This is a genomic window from Ottowia sp., from assembly GCF_046348305.1.
In the GTDB taxonomy this organism is placed as follows: Bacteria; Pseudomonadota; Gammaproteobacteria; order Burkholderiales; family Burkholderiaceae_C; genus Ottowia.
In genome coordinates this window covers 145,197-163,216 of sequence record NZ_JAXMEM010000010.1, presented here as the reverse complement: position 1 = coordinate 163,216, position 18,020 = coordinate 145,197, and the positions used below count along the sequence as shown (strand labels likewise).

The following is an 18,020-nucleotide window of genomic DNA, read 5'->3' as shown; positions in this document are numbered from 1 at the left end:
GGCAGCGACCGGTTCTTCAGGCCGGCGTGCTCGCCTTGCGCGCGGTGAAGCTCTGCACGCTGGGGAACTCGCCGCTGGCAATGCGCTTTTGCCACTCGGCCGGGCCGGTGTTGTGCACGCTGGTGCCGCTGGCGTCCACGGCCACGGTGACGGGCATGTCCACCACGTCGAACTCGTAGATGGCTTCCATGCCCAGGTCCTCGAACCCCACCACGCGGGCGTGCTTGATGGCCTTGCTGACCAGGTAGGCCGCGCCGCCGACGGCCATCAGATAGGCGCTGCCGTTGTCCTTGATGGCCTCGATCGCCACGGGGCCGCGCTCGGACTTGCCGATCATGGCGATCAGGCCGGTCTGCTCCAGCATCATGCGGGTGAACTTGTCCATGCGCGTGGCGGTGGTGGGGCCGGCGGGGCCGACGACTTCATCGCGCACGGGATCGACCGGGCCCACGTAGTAGATCACGCGGTTGGTGAAGTCCACCGGCAGCTTCTCGCCCTTGGCCAGCATGTCCTGGATGCGCTTGTGCGCGGCGTCGCGGCCCGTCAGCATCTTGCCGCTCAAGAGCAGCGTTTGGCCGGGCTTCCAGCGGGCCACTTCTCCCTTGGTCAAGCTGTCGAGGTTCACGCGCTGGCTGGTCTCGGTGTTGGGCATCCATTGCACCTTGGGCCACAGGTCCAGGCTGGGCGCCTCCAGGTACACCGGACCGCTGCCGTCCATCACGAAGTGCGCGTGGCGCGTGGCGGCGCAGTTGGGGATCATCGCCACGGGCTTGCTGGCCGCGTGCGTGGGGTACATCTTGATCTTGACGTCCAGCACCGTGGACAGGCCGCCCAGGCCCTGCGCGCCGATGCCCAGCGCGTTGACCTTCTCGTACAGCTCCAGGCGCAGTTCCTCGACCTGATCGAGCTTGTCGCCGCGCGCGCTCTTGGCCTGCAGTTCGTACATGTCCAGGTCGTCCATCAGGCTTTCCTTGGCCAGCAGCACGGCCTTTTCGGCCGTGCCGCCGATGCCGATGCCCAGCATGCCCGGCGGGCACCAGCCGGCGCCCATGGTGGGCACGGTTTTCAGCACCCAGTCCACCAGGCTGTCGCTGGGGTTCATCATGATCATCTTGGACTTGTTCTCGCTGCCGCCGCCCTTGGCGGCCACCGTCACGTCGAGCGTGTTGCCGGGCACCAGTTGCACGTTGATGACGGCCGGGGTGTTGTCCCGGGTGTTCTTGCGCGCAAACAGCGGGTCGGCCACCACGCTGGCGCGCAAGGTGTTGTCGGGGTTTTGGTAGCCGCGGCGCACGCCTTCGTTGACCGCATCTTCCAGGCTCTGACCGGCGGCAAAACCCTCGAAGCGCACGTCCATGCCGATCTTGAGAAACACGTTGACGATGCCCGTGTCCTGGCAGATCGGGCGGTGGCCCGTGGCGCTCATCTTGCTGTTGGTGAGGATCTGCGCCATCGCGTCCTTGGCGGCGGGGCTTTGCTCGCGCTCGTAGGCGCGCGCCAGGTGCGCGATGTAGTCCGCCGGGTGGTAGTAGCTGATGTACTGCAGCGCGGCGGCGATGGATTCGATCAGGTCGTCTTGCTTGATGGTGGTGGTCATGGGGCTTTTCCTGGCGCGGGGCGTCGTGGGACAACGGGGGCGGCAGCAAGGTTTTGCAGGCTTGTGCTAACTTGCCAGCCAGACAATCCCTTATTTTGACAGGCCAACCATGACCGAACCTGACAACACCACCCGTGCCGAGCGCGACAGTTTTGGCTTCATCGACGTGGCCGCCGAGCGTCTGTGGGGCGCGCAGACGCAGCGCTCGCTGCAGAACTTCGACATCAGCGGCGAGCGCCAGCCCAAGGAAATCATCCGCGCGCTGGCCTTGGTCAAGCGCGCTGCGGCAGCGGTCAACGAGCGCCTGGGCAAGCTGGACCCGACCAAGGCCGGCGCCATCATCCGCGCCGCCGACGAGGTGCTGGCGGGCGAGCATGACGGCGAATTTCCGCTGGTGGTGTGGCAGACGGGCTCGGGCACGCAGACCAACATGAACGTCAACGAGGTGCTGGCCAACCGCGCCAGCGAGCTGCTGGGCGGCGTGCGTGGCGAGGAGCGCCTGGTGCACCCCAACGACGACGTGAACAAGAGCCAGTCCAGCAACGACACCTATCCCACCGCCATGAACCTGGCCGCGGTCGAGTCGATCGAGCAGCGCCTGCTGCCGGCGCTGGCCGCGCTGCGCGAGACGCTGGCCGCCAAGTCCGCTGCCTTTGCCGACATCGTCAAGATCGGCCGCACGCACTTGCAGGACGCCACGCCGGTCACCCTGGGGCAGGAGCTGTCGGGCTGGGTGGCCCAGCTGCAGCATGCCGAGCAGCACGTGCGCGCCGCGCTGCCGCACCTGTGCGAGCTGGCGCTGGGTGGCACGGCGGTGGGCACGGGCCTGAACGCGCCCAAGGGCTACGCCAAGGCCGTGGCCGACGAGCTGGCGCAACTCACCCGGCTGCCCTTCGTGACGGCGCCCAACAAGTTCGAGGCGCTGGCCAGCTGCGACAGCCTGGTGCAGGCGCACGGTGCGCTCAAGGGCCTGGCCGCCAGCCTGATGAAGATCGCCAACGACGTGCGCTGGCTGGCCAGCGGCCCGCGCAGCGGCCTGGGCGAGATCAGCATCCCCGAGAACGAACCCGGCTCATCGATCATGCCCGGCAAGGTCAACCCGACGCAGTGCGAGGCCATGACCATGCTGTGCGCGCAGGTGCTGGGCAACGACGTGGCCATCAACGTGGGGGGCGCCTCGGGCAATTTCGAGCTGAACGTGTTCCGCCCGATGATCGCCCACAATTTTTTGCAGAGCGTACGTCTGCTGGGCGATGGGATGCGGAGTTTCAACGAGCACTGCGCCGTCGGCATCGAGCCCAACCGTGCGCGCATCGACGAGCTGGTGCAGCGCTCGCTGATGCTGGTGACGGCGCTGAACACCCACATTGGCTACGACAAGGCCGCCACCATCGCCAAGCGCGCGCACCACGAGGGCATCAGCCTGCGCGAAGCGGCCGTGGCCAGCGGTTTCTTGACGGCCGAGCAGTTCGACGCCTGGGTGCGGCCGCAGGACATGGTGTGAAAAAACTATCGAATTGATAGCTGCTTGCGCCCATTGGGTGGGCGCTTTGGCTCAAATCAATTCGAATCAGTGCTTTTCCGACGGCGCGCTCATCAGCCGGTCGGTGTAGGCGATGGCGATGGCCGACAGCAGGAACACCGCGTGGATGACGGTCTGCGCGATGAGCACCTTGTCGGTGTAGTTGTCGGCGTTGATGAAGGTCTTCAGCAGGTGGATCGAACTGATCCCAATGATCGACATCGCCAGCTTGACCTTGAGCACGCTGGCGTTGACGTGGTTGAGCCATTCCGGCTGGTCGGGATGCTCGTCCAGGTTGAGCCGGCTGACGAAGGTCTCGTAGCCGCCCACGATGACCATGATCAGCAGGTTGGAGATCATCACCACATCGATCAGCGCCAGCACCACCAGCATGATCACCGTCTCGTTGAGCTGGGTGACCGGTGCGTCGGACTTGTAGCCGATGCCGGCGACCAGCGCCTCCAGCGCATGCGAATCGCCAAAGGCGGCCTCGACCAAGTGCCACAGCTCGACCAGGAAATGCGCCACGTACACGGCTTGCGCCACGATCAGGCCCAGGTACAGCGGCAGTTGCAGCCAGCGGCTGGCAAAGATGAGCGAAGGCAGGGGGCGCAGCGGGCGGTTGGCGGTGGCTTGGGCGAGGTCGGGCATGGCCGGTTTGGGGGCGGAATCGGAAAAAGGGGGGGACTGAATCGGGCCCGGCATTCTATTCGCACGGATGGGCGGCGGCTGACTCTCACGGCACGGGCGCGCGCCGGGCCGGGGCCACGGGCGTGAGCGCGCGCGGACATCGGCAACCCGGCAAGACCGCGCCGTGAAAATTGGCGTATCGTTCACACTGAGGCCGGTGGGCGCGTGCAGTGGGCGTTTGCGCTGGCCTTGACGCAGGGTTTGCAGGCGCGTCAGAAGTCTGTAAGAGCCTCGCGCGATGATTGCCCGGCCAGGCGCGGCGGTTGTGCCGTGTCGCTCGCAACGAATCAAGGAGACAAAGTCATGAGTGCCATCGAGTCCGTTTTGGTTGAAAACCGCGTGTTCGAACCCAGTGCGCAACTGGTCAAGTCCGCCCGCATTTCCGGCATGGACGCCTACCGTGCGCTGTGCGCCGAGGCCGAGAAGGACTTCAACGGTTTCTGGGGCCGCCTGGCGCGCGAGAACCTGACCTGGGACAAGCCGTTCACGCGCGTGCTCGACGAGTCCAACAAGCCGTTCTACAAGTGGTTCGACGACGGCATGCTCAACGCCAGCGTCAACTGCCTGGACCGGCACATGGGCACGCCGGTCGAGAACAAGACGGCCATCATCTTCGAGGCCGACGACGGCGCCGTCACCAAGGTCACGTACAAGGAGCTGCTGGCGCGGGTGTGCCAGTTTGCCAACGCGCTCAAGGCCCACGGCGTCAAGAAGGGCGACCGCGTGCTGATCTACATGCCCATGACCATCGAGGGCGTGGTGGCCATGCAGGCCTGCGCACGCCTGGGCGCCATCCACAGCGTGGTGTTTGGCGGCTTCTCCGCCAAGGCGCTGCAAGAGCGCATCATCGACGGCGGCGCCGTGGCCGTGGTCACCGCCAACTACCAGATGCGCGGCGGCAAGGAGCTGCCGCTGAAGGCCATCGTCGACGACGCGCTGGCCATGGGTGGCTGCGAGAGCATCCGCAACGTCTTCGTCTATGAGCGCAGCGCCAGCGCCTGCCCGATGACGGCCGGCCGCGACAAGACCTTTGCCGAGGTGCTCAAGGGCCAGCCCACCGAATGCGCGCCGGTCAGCGTCGAGGCCGAGCACCCGCTGTACATCCTCTATACATCCGGCTCCACCGGCAAGCCCAAGGGCGTGCAGCATTCCACCGGCGGCTATCTGCTGCAGTGCAAGCTGACGATGGACTGGAGCTTCGACCTCAAGCCCGATGACGTGTTCTGGTGCACCGCCGACATCGGCTGGGTGACGGGCCACTCCTATGTCACCTACGGGCCGCTCGCCGCGGGCGCGACCGAGATCGTGTTCGAGGGCATTCCCACCTTCCCCGATGCAGGCCGCTTCTGGCAGATGATCGAGCGCCACAAGTGCAGCATCTTCTACACCGCGCCCACGGCCATCCGCTCGCTCATCAAGGCGGCCGAGACCAACGACGCCGTGCACCCCAGGCACAGCAATCTGTCCAGCCTGCGCATCATGGGCAGCGTGGGCGAGCCCATCAACCCCGAAGCATGGATGTGGTACTACAAAAACGTGGGCGGCGAGCGCTGCCCCATCATCGACACCTATTGGCAGACCGAAACCGGCGCCCACATGATCAACCCGCTGCCGGGCGCCACGCCGCTGGTGCCGGGCTCGTGCACGCTGCCGCTGCCGGGCATCTTTCCGGCCATCGTCGACGAGACCGGCCACGAGATGCCCAACGGCACCGGTGGCATGCTGGTCTACAAGAAGCCCTGGCCCAGCATGGTGCGCACCATCTGGGGTGATCCGGATCGCTTCAAGAAGACCTACTTCCCGGAAGAGATGAAGGGCTTTTATCTGGCGGGCGACGGCGCGGTGCGCGATGCCAACACCGGGTATGTGCGCGTCACCGGCCGCATCGACGACGTGCTGAACGTCTCCGGCCACCGCCTGGGCACGATGGAGATCGAGTCCGCCTTGGTGGCCAAGTCCGACCTGGTGGCCGAAGCCGCCGTGGTGTCGCGGCCCGATGACCTGACCGGCGAGGCGGTGTGCGCCTTCGTGGTGCTCAAGCGCGCGCTGCCGCAGGGCGCCGAGGCCGACCGGATCGCCAAGGAGCTGCGCGACTGGGTGGCCAAGGAGATCGGCCCGATCGCCAAGCCCAAGGACATCCGCTTTGGCGAAAACCTGCCCAAGACGCGCTCGGGCAAGATCATGCGCCGCCTGCTGCGCTCGCTGGCCAAGGGCGAGGAGATCACGCAGGACACCAGCACGCTGGAGAACCCGACGATTCTGAGCCAACTGGGCAAGACCCACTGACCAAGGTTTGCGCCAAAGCAAAAAAGCCTGCGCGATGCGCAGGCTTTTTTGTTGGGGATTGGAGACGTTATTTCAGGCTCAGAATCCAGGTGGCCAGGCTCTTTGCCTCGGCCGCATTGACGTTGGTGTTGGGCGGCATGGGCACAGGGCCCCAAGTGCCCGAGCTGCCCTTCATGATCTTGTCGGCCAGCATGTCGGCCGCGCCCGCCTGGCCGCCGAACTTTTTGGCGACATCCTTGTAGGCCGGGCCGACGACCTTTTTGTCGATGGCGTGGCAGGCCATGCAGTTCTTGGCCTTGGCCATGGCTTCGTCGGCCATGGCGGGGCTGGCGGCCGCAACGGCGGTCAGGGCGGCAATTGTGAGCAGAACACGCTTCATAATGTTTCCTCTGTCGTGGGGATCGAGTTGCAAAGACTCAACGCCATTGTAGGATCAGCCGTTGACCCGTCGCGCAAATCCCCCACTGGCGAACAGAGGAATAGACCATGTACTTGTTGGGCCTTGGCATCATTTTGTTGCTGCTGAAGTGGCAGGGTATCGGCATGGTGGCCGATTGGTCGTGGTGGTGGGTGCTCAGCCCCTTCGTCGGCGCGATGCTGTGGTGGACCTGGGCCGACTGGTCGGGCTATACCAAGCGCAAGGCGATGGAGCGCGACGACGAGCGCAAGCTCGAGCGCATCAATCGCCACCGCGCGGCGCTGGGCCAAAAACCCAAGACCGCGCCGCCGCCGCCACGCCGGCGCTGAGTCCGTCGAGGAGCGCAAGACGCTTTCAAACCGCCGGACGCAGAAATTGCGCAGAAGACGCAAAAGAACACGACATTTGAATCAAATGTGGTCCTGGCGCTTGATGGGAGAGCGCAAGCAGCTACCAATTTGATAGTTGTGAAACCACCTTTTCGCGTTTTCGGCAGATCCTCTTCGCCCACTGCGGCCGGGCGTTCGTCCTGCCTCGCTGCGTTCTGCCCGGCATCTGGGTGAGGTTCAGGGCGCCAGCCGCTCGCGCACCCAGGCGCCGGCTTGCAGGCGATAGCGCAAGCGGTCGTGCAGCCGGCTCTTGCGGCCCTGCCAGAATTCCCAGCGGTCGGGCACCAGCCGAAAGCCGCCCCAATGCGGTGGGCGCGGCGGGCTGAGCAGAAAGCGGGCGCCGTATTGGGCGGCAGCCTTGACCAGGACGCTCCGGCTTTCGATCACCTGGCTTTGCGGGCTGGCCCAGGCGCCGATGCGGCTGTCCAGCGGACGGCTGGCGTAGTAGGCATCGCTTTCGGCGTCACCGACTTTTTCGACCCGGCCTTCGATGCGCACCACGCGCTCCAGCTCGACCCAGTGAAACTGCAAGGCCGCGAACGGGTTGCCGGCCAACTCGCCCCCCTTGCGGCTGTCGTAGTTGGTATACCAGACGATGCCGCGGGCGTCGAAATCCTTGATCAGCACCACGCGGGTGCTGGGGCGCAGGTCGCTGCCCACGGTGGCCAGCGTCATGGCGTTGGGCTCGGGCACCGCGCTGCGGCGCGCTTCGTCGAACCACTGGGTGAACTGCCCCAAAGGGTCGGCGTGCGAGGCGGCCTCGGACAGCTCGGCACGCTCGTAGCTTTTGCGCAGGTTGGCGATGTCGGTCATGCACAGTCGTCCGTTGTCGGTGGGCTGTCGTCAGCGTAGCGCAGCAACTGGCTCAGGCGGGTGTCGCGCACGCCATTGGCTTGCAGGCTGTCCAGCGTCTGGCGGGCGTACTCCAGGGTGCTGCCATAGCGGCCCTGGGCCAGGCGGAAGATGCTGCGGTATTGCGCGGGCGTCAGTTCGCCGGTGTAGGACGGCGAGCGGCGCGAGAGGGTGAAGGCCAGCGCGGGCACCGGCCCGTGCGGCGTGGCGCAGTTCAGCCAACGCGGGTCGTACACGGCGCTGGGCATTTCGCGCGCCCACAGGGTGTCGAACACGGCGTCGGCATCGCGCGCGGCAATCCGGTAGACCACGCCCTGGCAGCTGCCGCCGGGCAGCAGCGCAAACACCAGGCCGGGTTGCTCGGGCGTGCCGCGGTTGACGCGGCTCCACATGGCCAGCGAGCGGTGCCAGCCGTGCACCCGCGTGGCGTGGCGCTCGACGGCGGCAAAGTCGGGCCGCCAGATCAGCGAGGCGTAGCCGAAGATCCACAGATCGGTCGCGCGGCCGCCCGCTTGGTGTCGCCACTGCGTGCGCGTCTGTTCGCGCAATTGCACGGGGTCGCGACCGGGCGGGCGCAGGTGCTCATAGGCGGCGTAGCCAGCTGTTTCGGAGTCCATGGCCGGACTTTATACAATCAAAGGTTTTCGGGCGTCTCATCGGCGGCGGTTCGGCCCGCGTTTTGTGGCGCGTGCCCGGCCGATTCCGGTCGATGGCGCGGGCGGCCCGCAACAACTTGAATCTTGAAAGAAGGACGGAAATGTCTGCACAAAACGATGATTCCCAGGGTTTGGTCTTGGGCGTGGTGTTTGGCCTGATCGTGCTGGTGATCAGCCTGGTGTTCGGGCTGGTGCTGGGCCGCGCGGGAGCGGGGGCGTTGCCGGCCGGCGCGCCAGCGGCGCAGGCCCGCGGCCCGGCGGTCGCATCCGCTGCCACGGTGGTGGGCACGGTCGGCGGTGCGGACGCCGCCAGCGGCGATGGGGCCAGCGTGCGCGTGGAGGGCGAGGTGGTGAAGTTCTACTTTGCCAGCGGCAAGACCGAGCTGGCCGCCGGCGCGCCCGATGCGCTGGGCGAGATCGTCAAGGGCGTGGCGGCGGGCCGCAAGGCGGTGATCAGCGGCTATCACGACGCGACGGGCGACGCCGCCGTCAACGAGGAGCTGGCCAAGCAGCGGGCGCTGGCGGTGCAGGGCGCGCTCAAGGCGCTGGGCATCGGCGAGGACAAGATCGAGCTGCGCAAGCCCGAGGTGACCACGGCCAGCGGCAGCAACACCGAGGCGCGGCGCGTCGAGGTGACGCTGCAGTGATCGGACGGCGGCTCCGACACGAACAAACCCGGCGGCCGCCGGGTTTTTTCATGGGAGCGGCGAAGGCAGTCAGCGCAGGCCGCCGCCGGCCGCTGCGGCGCCGCGCTGGATCAGCTCGATCTTGTAGCCGTCGGGGTCGGTGACGAAGGCAATGACGGTGGTGCCGCCCTTCACGGGCCCGGCCTCGCGCGTGACCTGGCCGCCGGCGGCCTTGATGGCCTCGCAGGCGGCGTGGGCGTCGGGCACGCCCAGGGCGATGTGGCCGTAGGCCGTGCCCAGGTCATAGCTTTCGGTGCCCCAGTTGTAGGTCAGCTCGATCTCGGCCTGGCCGGGGTTGCCGCCCTCGTAGCCGACGAAGGCCAGCGAGTATTTGTACTCGGGGTTCTCGGAGGTGCGCAGCAATTGCATGCCCAGCACCTGGGTGTAGAAGTCGATCGAGCGCTGGAGGTTGCCCACGCGCAGCATGGTGTGCAGGATTCTCATGCGGCCATTGTGCCCGTGCGGCGTGACCAGGGTGAGCCGAATGCGGCCGGCGCACAGAGGGAGAGCGTGCTGCGGCAACCGTGTTTGTTGTCGCGGAAATGAATCAAATAGAGCTCTTGCCCTTGTTGGACGGACGCAAACAGCTACATGAACAATAGCATCTTGCGCCTCGCGCGTGGCGCCGATCAGATCAGGTGGCTGGGGCCGAAGGACTCGATGTAGCTGAAATGGCAGGCCAGCCCGTCTGCGGGCGTCCAGCGGTACAGGCCGATCATCGGCGGCTCGAAGCGGCAGGCCAGCGGCGCGTCGGGGCGCAGGTCGAGTGCGAGCTGGTGCGAGCTGGAGGGCGCCACCACCACCGGCGCGCCGCCCAACTGCCCGACGATGGGCCGGTGCATGTGGCCGCAGGCGATCAGTTGCACGCCGCCGTGCGCGGCCACCAGGCGGCCCAGCTCGGCGCGGCCGTGCAGCAGGCCGCAGTTGTCCATGGCGCTCATGCCGCTGACCAGGGGCGGGTGGTGCATGAACAGCAGCACCGGCTGGCCTGCGCAGGCCGCCAGCTGGCGCTGCAGCCAGTCGAGCTGATCGGCCCCGAGCGCGCCGTGCGGGGCGCCCGGCACCACCGTGTCCAGGCCAATGAAGTGCATGTCGCCCTGCGTGGCGTGCAGACAGATGCAGTCGCCCGGCGCGTCGCTGGCCACCGGCATGACCGAGGCCAAGTGCTGGCGTGCCGCGCTGCGCAGGTCATGGTTGCCCGGGATCGCCAGCACCCGCGGGCCGCCGGCGGCGGGCGGAGGCAGCGCGCGCTCGAGCTGGGCGGCGATCTCGGCGTAGTCGCTCGCCTGGCCGCTGTCGGCCAGGTCACCCGTCAGCAGCAGCACGTCGATGGCCGGTTGCAGGCCGCGCACATGCTCCAGCGCGCGGCGCAGGCCGCCGCTCGGGTCGACGGGGCCGGTCAGCAGGCCCGGCTGGAGCCCGATGTGCGGGTCGGTGATGTGCGCGATCAGCATGAGAGCGGTGTGTGCACGGACGGCAGGCCGGTGTGGCGCGGCCGTCGACAAGCGCGCCATTATCCGAGACAAATTGAAACTTTTCAGCGCAGTCGGGTCGCACGGCGCTGGCGCGGGGCGGAAATAAGTCGCGGTTTCACAAGGGCACGGTGTAGTTCAGCGCCATGCGCCCGCCGTCGACCATGACGATCTCGCCGGTCATGTAGCTGGCGGCGTCGCTGGCCAGGAAAGCCACCACGTCGGCCACCTCGGCGGGTTCGCCCAGGCGCTTGATCGGCGTGCGCATCATGATCTTGTTCTTGGCCTCCTCGCTGGTCAGCACGGCCTGGGCGGCCAGCTCGGTGGCGATGGTGCCGGGGCCCACGGCGTTGACGCGCACGCCCTTGTCGGCCAGCGCCAGCGCCATGGCGCGCGTGAGCTGGTTGATGCCGCCCTTGCTGACGTTGTAGCTGGCGATGTCGGGAATGGCCAGCACGCTGTTGACCGAGCTCATGTTGACGATGGCGCCGCGCCCGGCCTGCGCCATCACGCGCGCCACCGCCTGGCCGACCAGGAAGGCGCCCTTGAGGTTGACGCGCAGCACGGCGTCGAAGTCCGCCTCGGTGACCTGGAGGAAATTGGCCGCCTTGAAGATGCCGGCGTTGTTGACCAGCACGTCGATGCGGCCGTGCTGGTGCAGCACCTGGGCCACCAGCGCGTCGACCTGCGCCTTGTCGCCCACGTCGCAGTGCTGGTAGGTTGCGCCCAGCTCGGCCGCCAGCGCCTGGCCGCGCGCGTCCGCAACGTCGGCGATGACCACCTGCGCGCCCTCGCGCGCAAAGCGCCGCGCGCAGGCCTCGCCGATGCCTTGCGCGGCGCCGGTGATGATGACGACGCGGTCTTGCAGGCCAAAGGAGATCGAAGTGGAATTGGACGTTGCCATGGTGTGCGTGCTGGGTTCAGTCGGTTTGCAAGGCGCTGGCTGGCGCGGCAGGGTCGACGGTGGTGTCGATGAATTTTATGAAAGCACTCGATCCTGGCCCCCGACAAGTCACGGCAAGCAGGTCTGTCAGCGGCCCGCACCGGCATGCAAGCGCCTGAGGCGGCGGTGCCGATGCTGAAAAATCAGCCGGTAGATGGGTGTCATCAGCGCCGCAAGCAGCGCCACCCGGCCGTGCATGGTGACCGTGTCGGTCACGACGCAACCGCGCTCGGTGCGGGTGGTGGTGCGCTCGTGGCGCCACAGCCTGTTGGTCCATGAGGACGACTCTTCCAGAAAGCCGCGATCAGGGTCAATGTGCGCCAGGCGCAGCGCGTGCACATCGACGGGCAGCACACCCAGCAGCAAAACGACGCTGCGAAAGAGCACCCGCTCCGTGGTCCATTGCGCCAGCGGGCAGCGCCGCCAACCAGCGGGGGCGGTCATGTGCACCCACGGCCAAAGCTCGGCATTGACTGCTGCCATGGACATGCGCGCCCAGAAAGCCTCAGGTGCGATGGGCAGCGGGGTGGAAACGGTGAAGGTCGGCATGGCAGGTTCACGCTGTGGCGATTGCGATTGCGATGGCGATTGCGCGTGGGCGACTGGCTCGTGCCACATCGACACAGCGGCGTGTCAGCGCCTCACGGTTTGATGCTGCCCACCTGCAGGCGCTGGGCCAGCGCGGCGTGGCCGGCGTCGCGCGCATGGTCAACCGCGCTGCGGCCGGCGCGGTCGGTGCGCGCCGGGTCGGCGCCGGCATTGAGCAACAGTTGCACCAGGGCCGCGTCACCACGGCGCGCCGCCAGCATCAGTGCGGTGCGGCCGGCGTCGTCGGCGGTGTTGACGGCTGCGCCGCGCTCCAGCGCGTTGCGCGCTGCGGCGTCCTGGCCGGACGTGGCAGCGGCCAGCAGGCGCTGGTTGGGCGTTAGAGAAGGCGGCGGGCTCCGCGGCGCGGGGCTGGCCGCGAGCTGGGGGGCGGGCTGCTCGGCGCTGGCCCGGTTGGTGAGGTTTTCCGCCACGGTGGGTGCGGGCGCGGCGTTTGGGGGCGCGTCCTGGCGAGCCGGCGACGGCGCGGCGGCATTCGCGCCGGGGGGCGGGTTGCTGGCGTTTGGCGGGTGCGCCGAAGAAGGGGCCGCTGCGGCGGCCGGGCGTGCGGTGCTGGTGCTGCCCGCGGCGTCGCTGGCGTCGGCCAGCTTGGCGGCGCGCCGCAACGCCGCGGCCCGACGCCGTTCGGCCTGTGCGTCGGGGGCCGGGCTTTGCTCGCCCTGCGCTTTTGCCGGGGCGGCTGCCTCGCTGTGTGCGGTGGCCGGCCGGGCGTCGGGCGCGCGCTGGGTCTGGGCGGCCGCTGGCTCGTCGGGGCGCTTGCGGGCGGGCGCGCGCTCCTCGGCGGGCCGGGGCGCGGCGCGCTGCGGCTCGACGAGGCTGCCTGGGGCGAGCGTGGCGGCGGGGGTGGGTGGCGCGTCGGCGCTGGTGCGCGCCGTGTCACTGGCCGTCGGCGCGGCGGCCTGGCTGTCGGCACGGCGCTGCGGCGTGCGTTCGGATGCGTCCTGGGCGTTTGCGGGCGCCGCGGCGGACGGCGCCGCCGCATGGGGCGATGCAGCGTCCGCCTCGGCGCGGCCTGCGGTTGCGGGCGCCGCCGTCACGGGGGTTGCGCCGCGGCCCAGCGCCAGGTCCCGTTCGTCGTCCGCGCCGCGGTCGAGTTGCACCGCCAGCAAACCGGCGAGGCCGAGGACGGCGACGCTGGCGACGGCCGTGCGGACCCAGTGCCGGTCGTTGGCCGCGTCGGCGCCGGGGGTCGGTGCCAGCGGACCGGAGGCGAAGTCGAGCTCGCCGCTGTGGGGGGGCGAGCGGTCGGCGCCGGCATCGGCATCGGTGTCTTCGGCATCCGTGGCGTGGTCGGCGTGCAGCCAGGCCTGCACCTGGGCCTGGGCCAGGACCGCCGCGCGCAGGCTGGCATCGGGGCCGATGTCGTCGAGCGCGCTGGCCTCGCGATAGCGGGCGAGGATCTCGTCCTCGGGCGGTTGTGCCAAGGTGTCTTGCGTGGGCGAGTTCACGGACCTGCCCTCCGTGCTGCGCGCTGCAGCATGCGCCTTGGCGAGCGGCGCGGCGCGCCGGGATCGGCCACCCGGGCCAGGGCCCGGCTCGCCATTGCGGCACTCGACCTGCACTTGCCGCAACGGCGGGTTGACACCGGGTGCCTCATGCCATGTTCTCCAGCGTCCGGCGCAGCGCGGCGCGGGCGTAGCGCAGGCGGCTGCGGACGGTTTCGATGCCCACGCCGGTGGCGGCGGCGATCTCGGCCACGCTCATCTCGCCCTCGGCTTGCAGCAGAAAGCTGTCGCGCTGCACGGCGGGCAGTTGCTCCAGCGCCGCCAGCAGTTGCCGGGCCTGCTGGCGGTTTTCAATGCGCCGCACGGGGCCAAAGCCCGAGGGCGCGGCCAGCGTATCGGCCAGCGTGTGCGCGTCATCGACCGCCTCGTCCAGGCTGACCGTGGGGCGGGCGGCGCGCACGTGGTCGACCACGCGGTGCCGCGCCACGGTGAACAGCCAGGTGGTGAAGCGCGCCACCGGCTGGCCCGCGTCGCCCGCCAGCGGCCGGTAGCGCGCGGCGTTGCGGGCCACGCGCAGCCACACGTCCTGCGCCAGTTCGTCGGCCGTGGCCACATCCCCGATGCTGCGGAAGATGTAGCGCCACAGGCGCAGGCCGTGGCGGTCGTACAGGGTTTCGAAGGCGCGTGCGTCACCCGCGGCATAGCGCTGCATGAGCGTCTCGTCGGTGGCGTCGTCCGGCGGCGGCATGGGCCCGATTATGGCGAGGGCGCGGGCGCGAGCCGCCTTCCGATCAACCGCCGGACGTTCGCGCTCCCGCAACGCATGAAATCGGCGTGGGCCATGCGCGGGCGGCCGCGCAAGGGCTGTCCCGCCGCGCTGGCTGCGTCTTCCTTCCCACGCGCAGCGTGAGGAAAGGGGGTGTTGTCGGTTCATCTCACCGCCAGGCCGGCGGATCGGGCGTGTAGCCGCTGCTTGCAGAATCCGGAAAGGCCTGCGGCTGCGGCAGCAGGCGGCGGTCGGGCGCGATGACGCCCATGGCCACCAGGTTTTCATGGCTGTCATAGCGGATGGAGATGACTTCCTGAGGCCGCGGGCTGCGGCGCTCGAAGCGGGTGTGGCTGACCCAGGCGCTCTCGCGCGCGCCGTGGCCGGTGCCCAGATGCGGTGCGGCCTGCCGGGGGCGTGCTGCGCTGGCGCTGGTACTGCGGTCGGCCTCGACCGCCTTGTCTTGCGATTCTTCCGCGCACGCCGCGGGGCTGGCGGCTTCGGCGTCGCCCGCGGCCGGCGCGCTGCGGCGCTCCATCGGCGCGGCCATCGGCCCGATGGGCGGCGGCGGTGGCTGCAGCCGTTCGCGAAACACCGCCACGCCAATCACGCCGACGTTGGCGGGCCGCCCGGTGCGCGCGGCGTACGAGTGGGGCAGGGTGGTGAAGTGAAAGGCCGCGACTTCGGCGTCGCTCTTGCGCCAACCGGTGATCTGCGCGTTCTGCCAGGCGGACAGCACGTAGCCGGACTGGTCCCAGGCGGCGGTGTCGCCGGTGATGACGTTCACGCCGTCGACGGACATGACGCCCATCACGCGCTCGCCGCTGGCGTTGCGCACCTGGATGGCGTAGCGCGCGCCGGGGCGCCCGGCGATCCACCAGTCGCTGCCGTGGCGGTACACCGGCAGCGGCGCGCCGGTGTCGCGGTCGATCACGTCGACGTCGAGCAGGCGGCCGACGGCGTGCGCGTGCGCGCTGGCCAGCAGGGTGCCGGCGGCCAGGGCGATGGCGCAGAGCAGGGAGGCGGGTGATTTCATGCGGGGCTCCGTTTCAGGGGGTGGAGATGACAGAAACGAAGTCCGGCGGCCGATGGGGTTGAGCCGGAGTGATGGTGTTGTAAGCGTGGGTAAGCGCCACCAGCCCTACACTGGGGCGCAATTCACGCTCCAACACCTTGGCGCTGCCAGCCCATGACCACTTTGACCCTGACCGAGCTCTACACCGCCGACGACGGCCGCGCGCGTTTTCGCGATTGGCCCGTGGCGCTCTCCGAAGGCACGCCCGCCGCCCGCCTGTCAAGCCTGATGGCGTCGGGCGGTTGCCAGTTTCGCCGCAGCCCGGTGGGCTTTGCCAGCGACTTTCACTGCACCGGCACGCCGCAGTGGCTGGTGGTGCTGCAAGGGCGCATGGAAATCGGCTTGCGCGACGGCACGGCGCGCGTGTTCGGGCCGGGCGAGTGCTTCTACTCCAACGACACGCTGCCGGCCGGCGCCCGCTTCGATCCCCAGGTGCATGGCCACCGCAGCCGGCTGCTGGGGGACGATCCGCTGGTGACGCTGTTCGTGCGTGCCTGAGTTGAACGAGATGCTATCGATGAAATAGCTGCCAGCGCAATTCAGACAAGGGCAATAAGCCCAAACGACATAAAAAAAGGGCTTGCGCACAAGCCCTTTTTGCTGCGTGCCCGTCGGCGTTCAGCGCCCGTAGCCGCCGCCACGTTGGCCGCCACCGCCAAAGCCGCCGCGGCCGCGCTGCTTGTTGCGGCCACCGCCGCCGCTCTTGCCGCCCATGCCGTCGATGCTGGTGCGCATCGGGTCGGGCTGGCCGACCGCGCCGTGGCTGGGGCCGCGCGGGGCGTTGCGCCGGCCGTGCAGGTTGGTTTGCAGCGGGTCGATGTTGCGCGGCAGGCGGTCGACCTCGCGCTCGTCCTCGTCGTCATAGCCGAACTCGCGCGTGGCCGGTGCGGGGCGCGGCGCGGGGGCGTGCTGACCGTGGTTGCGCGGGGTGTCGGGCCCATCCGGCCGGTTGCCGTTGCCGCCACGCCCGCGACGGCGGTTGCGGTTGCGGCCGTTGCGCGGGCCCTGGCCGTCCTCCGCATGGGCGGCGGGCGCGCGCGGGGCCTGGTCGGCTTGCTGGAGGGCGTTGCCATCGTCTGCGCTGGCGCCGGCGGCGCGGGCCGGGCGCGGGCCCGGGCCACGGCCGCGCGGGCCTTGTCCGGCCTTGTTTTCGCGGATGCGCTGCATCATCTCCTGGCGCGCGGCGCGGGCGGCGGCCTGCATCACCTCGCGGCCGGGGGCGCGACCCAGGCCGCCCCACAGCGTCTGGCGGCCCATGGCGATGGGCTCGGCGCGCTCGCCTTCCTCGGGGCCGTAGGCGTCCAGGATCTGCACGGGGATCTGCTGGCGCGTGAAGCGCTCGATCTCGTGCATGAAGCCCTCTTCGTCCATGCACACCAGGCTGACGGCCTCGCCGCTGGCGCCGGCGCGGCCGGTGCGGCCGATGCGGTGCACGTAGTCCTCGGGCACGTTGGGGATGTCGTAGTTGACGACGTGCGGCAGCTCGTCGATGTCGATGCCGCGCGCGGCGATGTCGGTGGCCACCAGGGCGCGCAGCTCGCCGCTCTTGAACTCGGCCAGCGCCTGGGTGCGTGCGCTCTGGCTCTTGTTGCCGTGCAGGGCCATGGCCTTGATGCCGCGGTCGTTCAGGTAGTCGGCTACCTTGTTGGCGCCGAACTTGGTGCGCGTGAATACCAGCACCTGGCTCCAGTTGCCCTCGCCGATCAGGTGGGCCAGCACGTCCTTCTTGCGGTTGCGGCCGACGGGGTAGATGAGCTGGGCGATGCGCTCGACCGTGGTGTTGGGGGGCGTGACCTGGATGCTCTTGGGATCCTTCAGCAGGCCGGCGGCCAGCGCGCGGATCTCGTCACTGAAGGTGGCGGAGAACAGCAGGCTTTGCTTGTCCCGCGGCAGCAACGCCAGCACCTTCTTGACGTCGTGGATGAAGCCCATGTCGAGCATGCGGTCGGCTTCGTCCAGCACCAGGATCTCCACGTGCGAGAGGTCCAGGTGGCCCTGCTGCTCCAGGTCGAGCAGGCGCCCGGGCGTGGCCACCAGGATGTCGCAGCCGGCCTGGATGCGCTCGATCTGCGGGTTCATGCCGACGCCGCCGAAGATCACGGTGGAGCTCAGCTCGAGGTGCTTGCCGTAGCTGCGCACGGCCTCTTCGACCTGGGCGGCCAGTTCGCGCGTGGGCGTGAGCACCAGGGCGCGGATGGCGCCGCGGCGCGGCGCCGGGCGGGTGGACAACAGTTGCAGCAGCGGCAGGGCAAAGCCGGCCGTCTTGCCGGTGCCGGTCTGCGCGCCGGCCAGCAGGTCGTGGCCTTGCAGCACGACGGGAATGGCTTGGGCTTGAACAGGGGTGGGCTCGGTGTAGCCCAGCTCGTGCACGGCTTTCAGGATTGCCGGCGCCAGGTTCAGATCGTCAAAGTTCATCGATGGGGTGCGCCGTGCAATGCGGCGCGGCTGCCTAGGGCCCGATCCGGCGGATGCCGGCCAGTCAGGTGGGCGATAGGCGGGTTCTTCTGGGGGTGGGCGCTGCGATGCGCGGTGGGCCGTGTCCGGCTGCGCTTTCGCGAGGCGCCCCAGCGGAAGGGCTGGCTGAAACGGGGAACTGGTGAACCGTCAGCCTTCAGAT

18 protein-coding genes are annotated in these 18,020 nt (G+C 69.0%); 5 read left to right on the top strand and 13 right to left on the bottom strand.

Annotated features, from left to right (window positions below; translation table 11 throughout):
• Positions 1 to 16 precede the first annotated feature (16 nt).
• A complete protein-coding gene (locus U1F38_RS13635; RefSeq protein WP_409987616.1) occupies positions 17 to 1,597 on the bottom strand; it encodes a fumarate hydratase in 1,581 nt (526 codons plus the stop codon).
• A gap of 109 nt (positions 1,598 to 1,706) precedes the next feature.
• Between U1F38_RS13635 and fumC the strand changes: the two genes are divergently transcribed.
• Positions 1,707 to 3,101: a class II fumarate hydratase gene (fumC, locus tag U1F38_RS13630; RefSeq protein WP_409987615.1), complete on the top strand. Its 1,395-nt coding sequence runs from the start codon at positions 1,707 to 1,709 to the stop codon at positions 3,099 to 3,101.
• A 66-nt stretch (positions 3,102 to 3,167) separates the two neighbouring features.
• Here the strand turns inward: fumC and U1F38_RS13625 are convergent, their stop codons facing one another.
• Positions 3,168 to 3,770, bottom strand: coding sequence for a TIGR00645 family protein (locus tag U1F38_RS13625; RefSeq protein WP_409987614.1), 603 nt, complete (start codon positions 3,768 to 3,770; stop codon positions 3,168 to 3,170).
• 342 nt (positions 3,771 to 4,112) lie between these two features.
• Here U1F38_RS13625 and acs point away from each other — a divergent pair, with 342 nt between their 5' ends.
• A complete protein-coding gene (gene acs / locus U1F38_RS13620; RefSeq protein ID WP_409987613.1) occupies positions 4,113 to 6,095 on the top strand; it encodes an acetate--CoA ligase in 1,983 nt (660 codons plus the stop codon).
• 67 nt (positions 6,096 to 6,162) lie between these two features.
• Here acs and U1F38_RS13615 read toward each other — a convergent pair whose 3' ends face one another.
• A complete protein-coding gene (locus U1F38_RS13615) occupies positions 6,163 to 6,474 on the bottom strand; it encodes a c-type cytochrome (RefSeq protein WP_409987612.1) in 312 nt (103 codons plus the stop codon).
• Between the two features lie 107 nt (positions 6,475 to 6,581).
• Here U1F38_RS13615 and U1F38_RS13610 point away from each other — a divergent pair, with 107 nt between their 5' ends.
• Entirely contained in the window at positions 6,582 to 6,842 is a 261-nt protein-coding gene (locus U1F38_RS13610; protein ID WP_409987611.1) for a TIGR04438 family Trp-rich protein, read from the top strand.
• Between the two features lie 237 nt (positions 6,843 to 7,079).
• On the opposite strand, the gene pdxH is transcribed toward U1F38_RS13610, so the two are convergent.
• Together pdxH and U1F38_RS13600 are read right to left on the bottom strand one after the other, a co-directional pair.
• Positions 7,080 to 7,715, bottom strand: a complete 636-nt coding sequence (gene pdxH, locus U1F38_RS13605) for a pyridoxamine 5'-phosphate oxidase (protein ID WP_409987610.1) — start codon at positions 7,713 to 7,715, stop codon at positions 7,080 to 7,082.
• Positions 7,712 to 8,371: a gamma-glutamylcyclotransferase gene (locus tag U1F38_RS13600; RefSeq protein ID WP_409987609.1), complete on the bottom strand. Its 660-nt coding sequence runs from the start codon at positions 8,369 to 8,371 to the stop codon at positions 7,712 to 7,714. The genes pdxH and U1F38_RS13600 overlap by 4 nt, the downstream gene beginning before the upstream one ends.
• Positions 8,372 to 8,511: 140 nt before the next feature.
• Here U1F38_RS13600 and U1F38_RS13595 point away from each other — a divergent pair, with 140 nt between their 5' ends.
• Positions 8,512 to 9,057, top strand: coding sequence for an OmpA family protein (locus U1F38_RS13595; protein ID WP_409987608.1), 546 nt, complete (start codon positions 8,512 to 8,514; stop codon positions 9,055 to 9,057).
• 69 nt (positions 9,058 to 9,126) lie between these two features.
• On the opposite strand, the gene gloA is transcribed toward U1F38_RS13595, so the two are convergent.
• The 7 genes from gloA to U1F38_RS13560 form a co-directional block, all read right to left on the bottom strand.
• Positions 9,127 to 9,540: a lactoylglutathione lyase gene (gene gloA / locus U1F38_RS13590; RefSeq protein WP_409987607.1), complete on the bottom strand. Its 414-nt coding sequence runs from the start codon at positions 9,538 to 9,540 to the stop codon at positions 9,127 to 9,129.
• A gap of 185 nt (positions 9,541 to 9,725) precedes the next feature.
• Positions 9,726 to 10,550 (bottom strand): metallophosphoesterase, encoded by an 825-nt coding sequence (locus tag U1F38_RS13585; protein ID WP_409987606.1) that lies wholly within the window; start codon positions 10,548 to 10,550, stop codon positions 9,726 to 9,728.
• 136 nt (positions 10,551 to 10,686) lie between these two features.
• Positions 10,687 to 11,472, bottom strand: coding sequence for an SDR family NAD(P)-dependent oxidoreductase (locus U1F38_RS13580; RefSeq protein WP_409987605.1), 786 nt, complete (start codon positions 11,470 to 11,472; stop codon positions 10,687 to 10,689).
• Positions 11,473 to 11,598: 126 nt separating this feature from the next.
• Positions 11,599 to 12,060: a hypothetical protein gene (locus U1F38_RS13575; protein ID WP_409987604.1), complete on the bottom strand. Its 462-nt coding sequence runs from the start codon at positions 12,058 to 12,060 to the stop codon at positions 11,599 to 11,601.
• Between the two features lie 92 nt (positions 12,061 to 12,152).
• Positions 12,153 to 13,565, bottom strand: coding sequence for an ankyrin repeat domain-containing protein (locus U1F38_RS13570; protein WP_409987603.1), 1,413 nt, complete (start codon positions 13,563 to 13,565; stop codon positions 12,153 to 12,155).
• 145 nt (positions 13,566 to 13,710) lie between these two features.
• Entirely contained in the window at positions 13,711 to 14,310 is a 600-nt protein-coding gene (locus tag U1F38_RS13565; protein ID WP_409987602.1) for a sigma-70 family RNA polymerase sigma factor, read from the bottom strand.
• Between the two features lie 187 nt (positions 14,311 to 14,497).
• The gene (locus U1F38_RS13560; protein ID WP_409987601.1) at positions 14,498 to 15,364 is read right to left on the bottom strand and encodes a hypothetical protein; all 867 of its coding nucleotides are present in this window, start codon (positions 15,362 to 15,364) and stop codon (positions 14,498 to 14,500) included.
• 153 nt (positions 15,365 to 15,517) lie between these two features.
• On the opposite strand from U1F38_RS13560, the gene U1F38_RS13555 reads away from it, so the two are divergent.
• Complete coding sequence (locus tag U1F38_RS13555; RefSeq protein ID WP_409987600.1) at positions 15,518 to 15,901, top strand: hypothetical protein; 384 nt, start codon at positions 15,518 to 15,520, stop codon at positions 15,899 to 15,901.
• A gap of 120 nt (positions 15,902 to 16,021) precedes the next feature.
• Here U1F38_RS13555 and U1F38_RS13550 read toward each other — a convergent pair whose 3' ends face one another.
• Positions 16,022 to 17,818: a DEAD/DEAH box helicase gene (locus U1F38_RS13550; protein ID WP_409987599.1), complete on the bottom strand. Its 1,797-nt coding sequence runs from the start codon at positions 17,816 to 17,818 to the stop codon at positions 16,022 to 16,024.
• Positions 17,819 to 18,020: the final 202 nt, after the last annotated feature.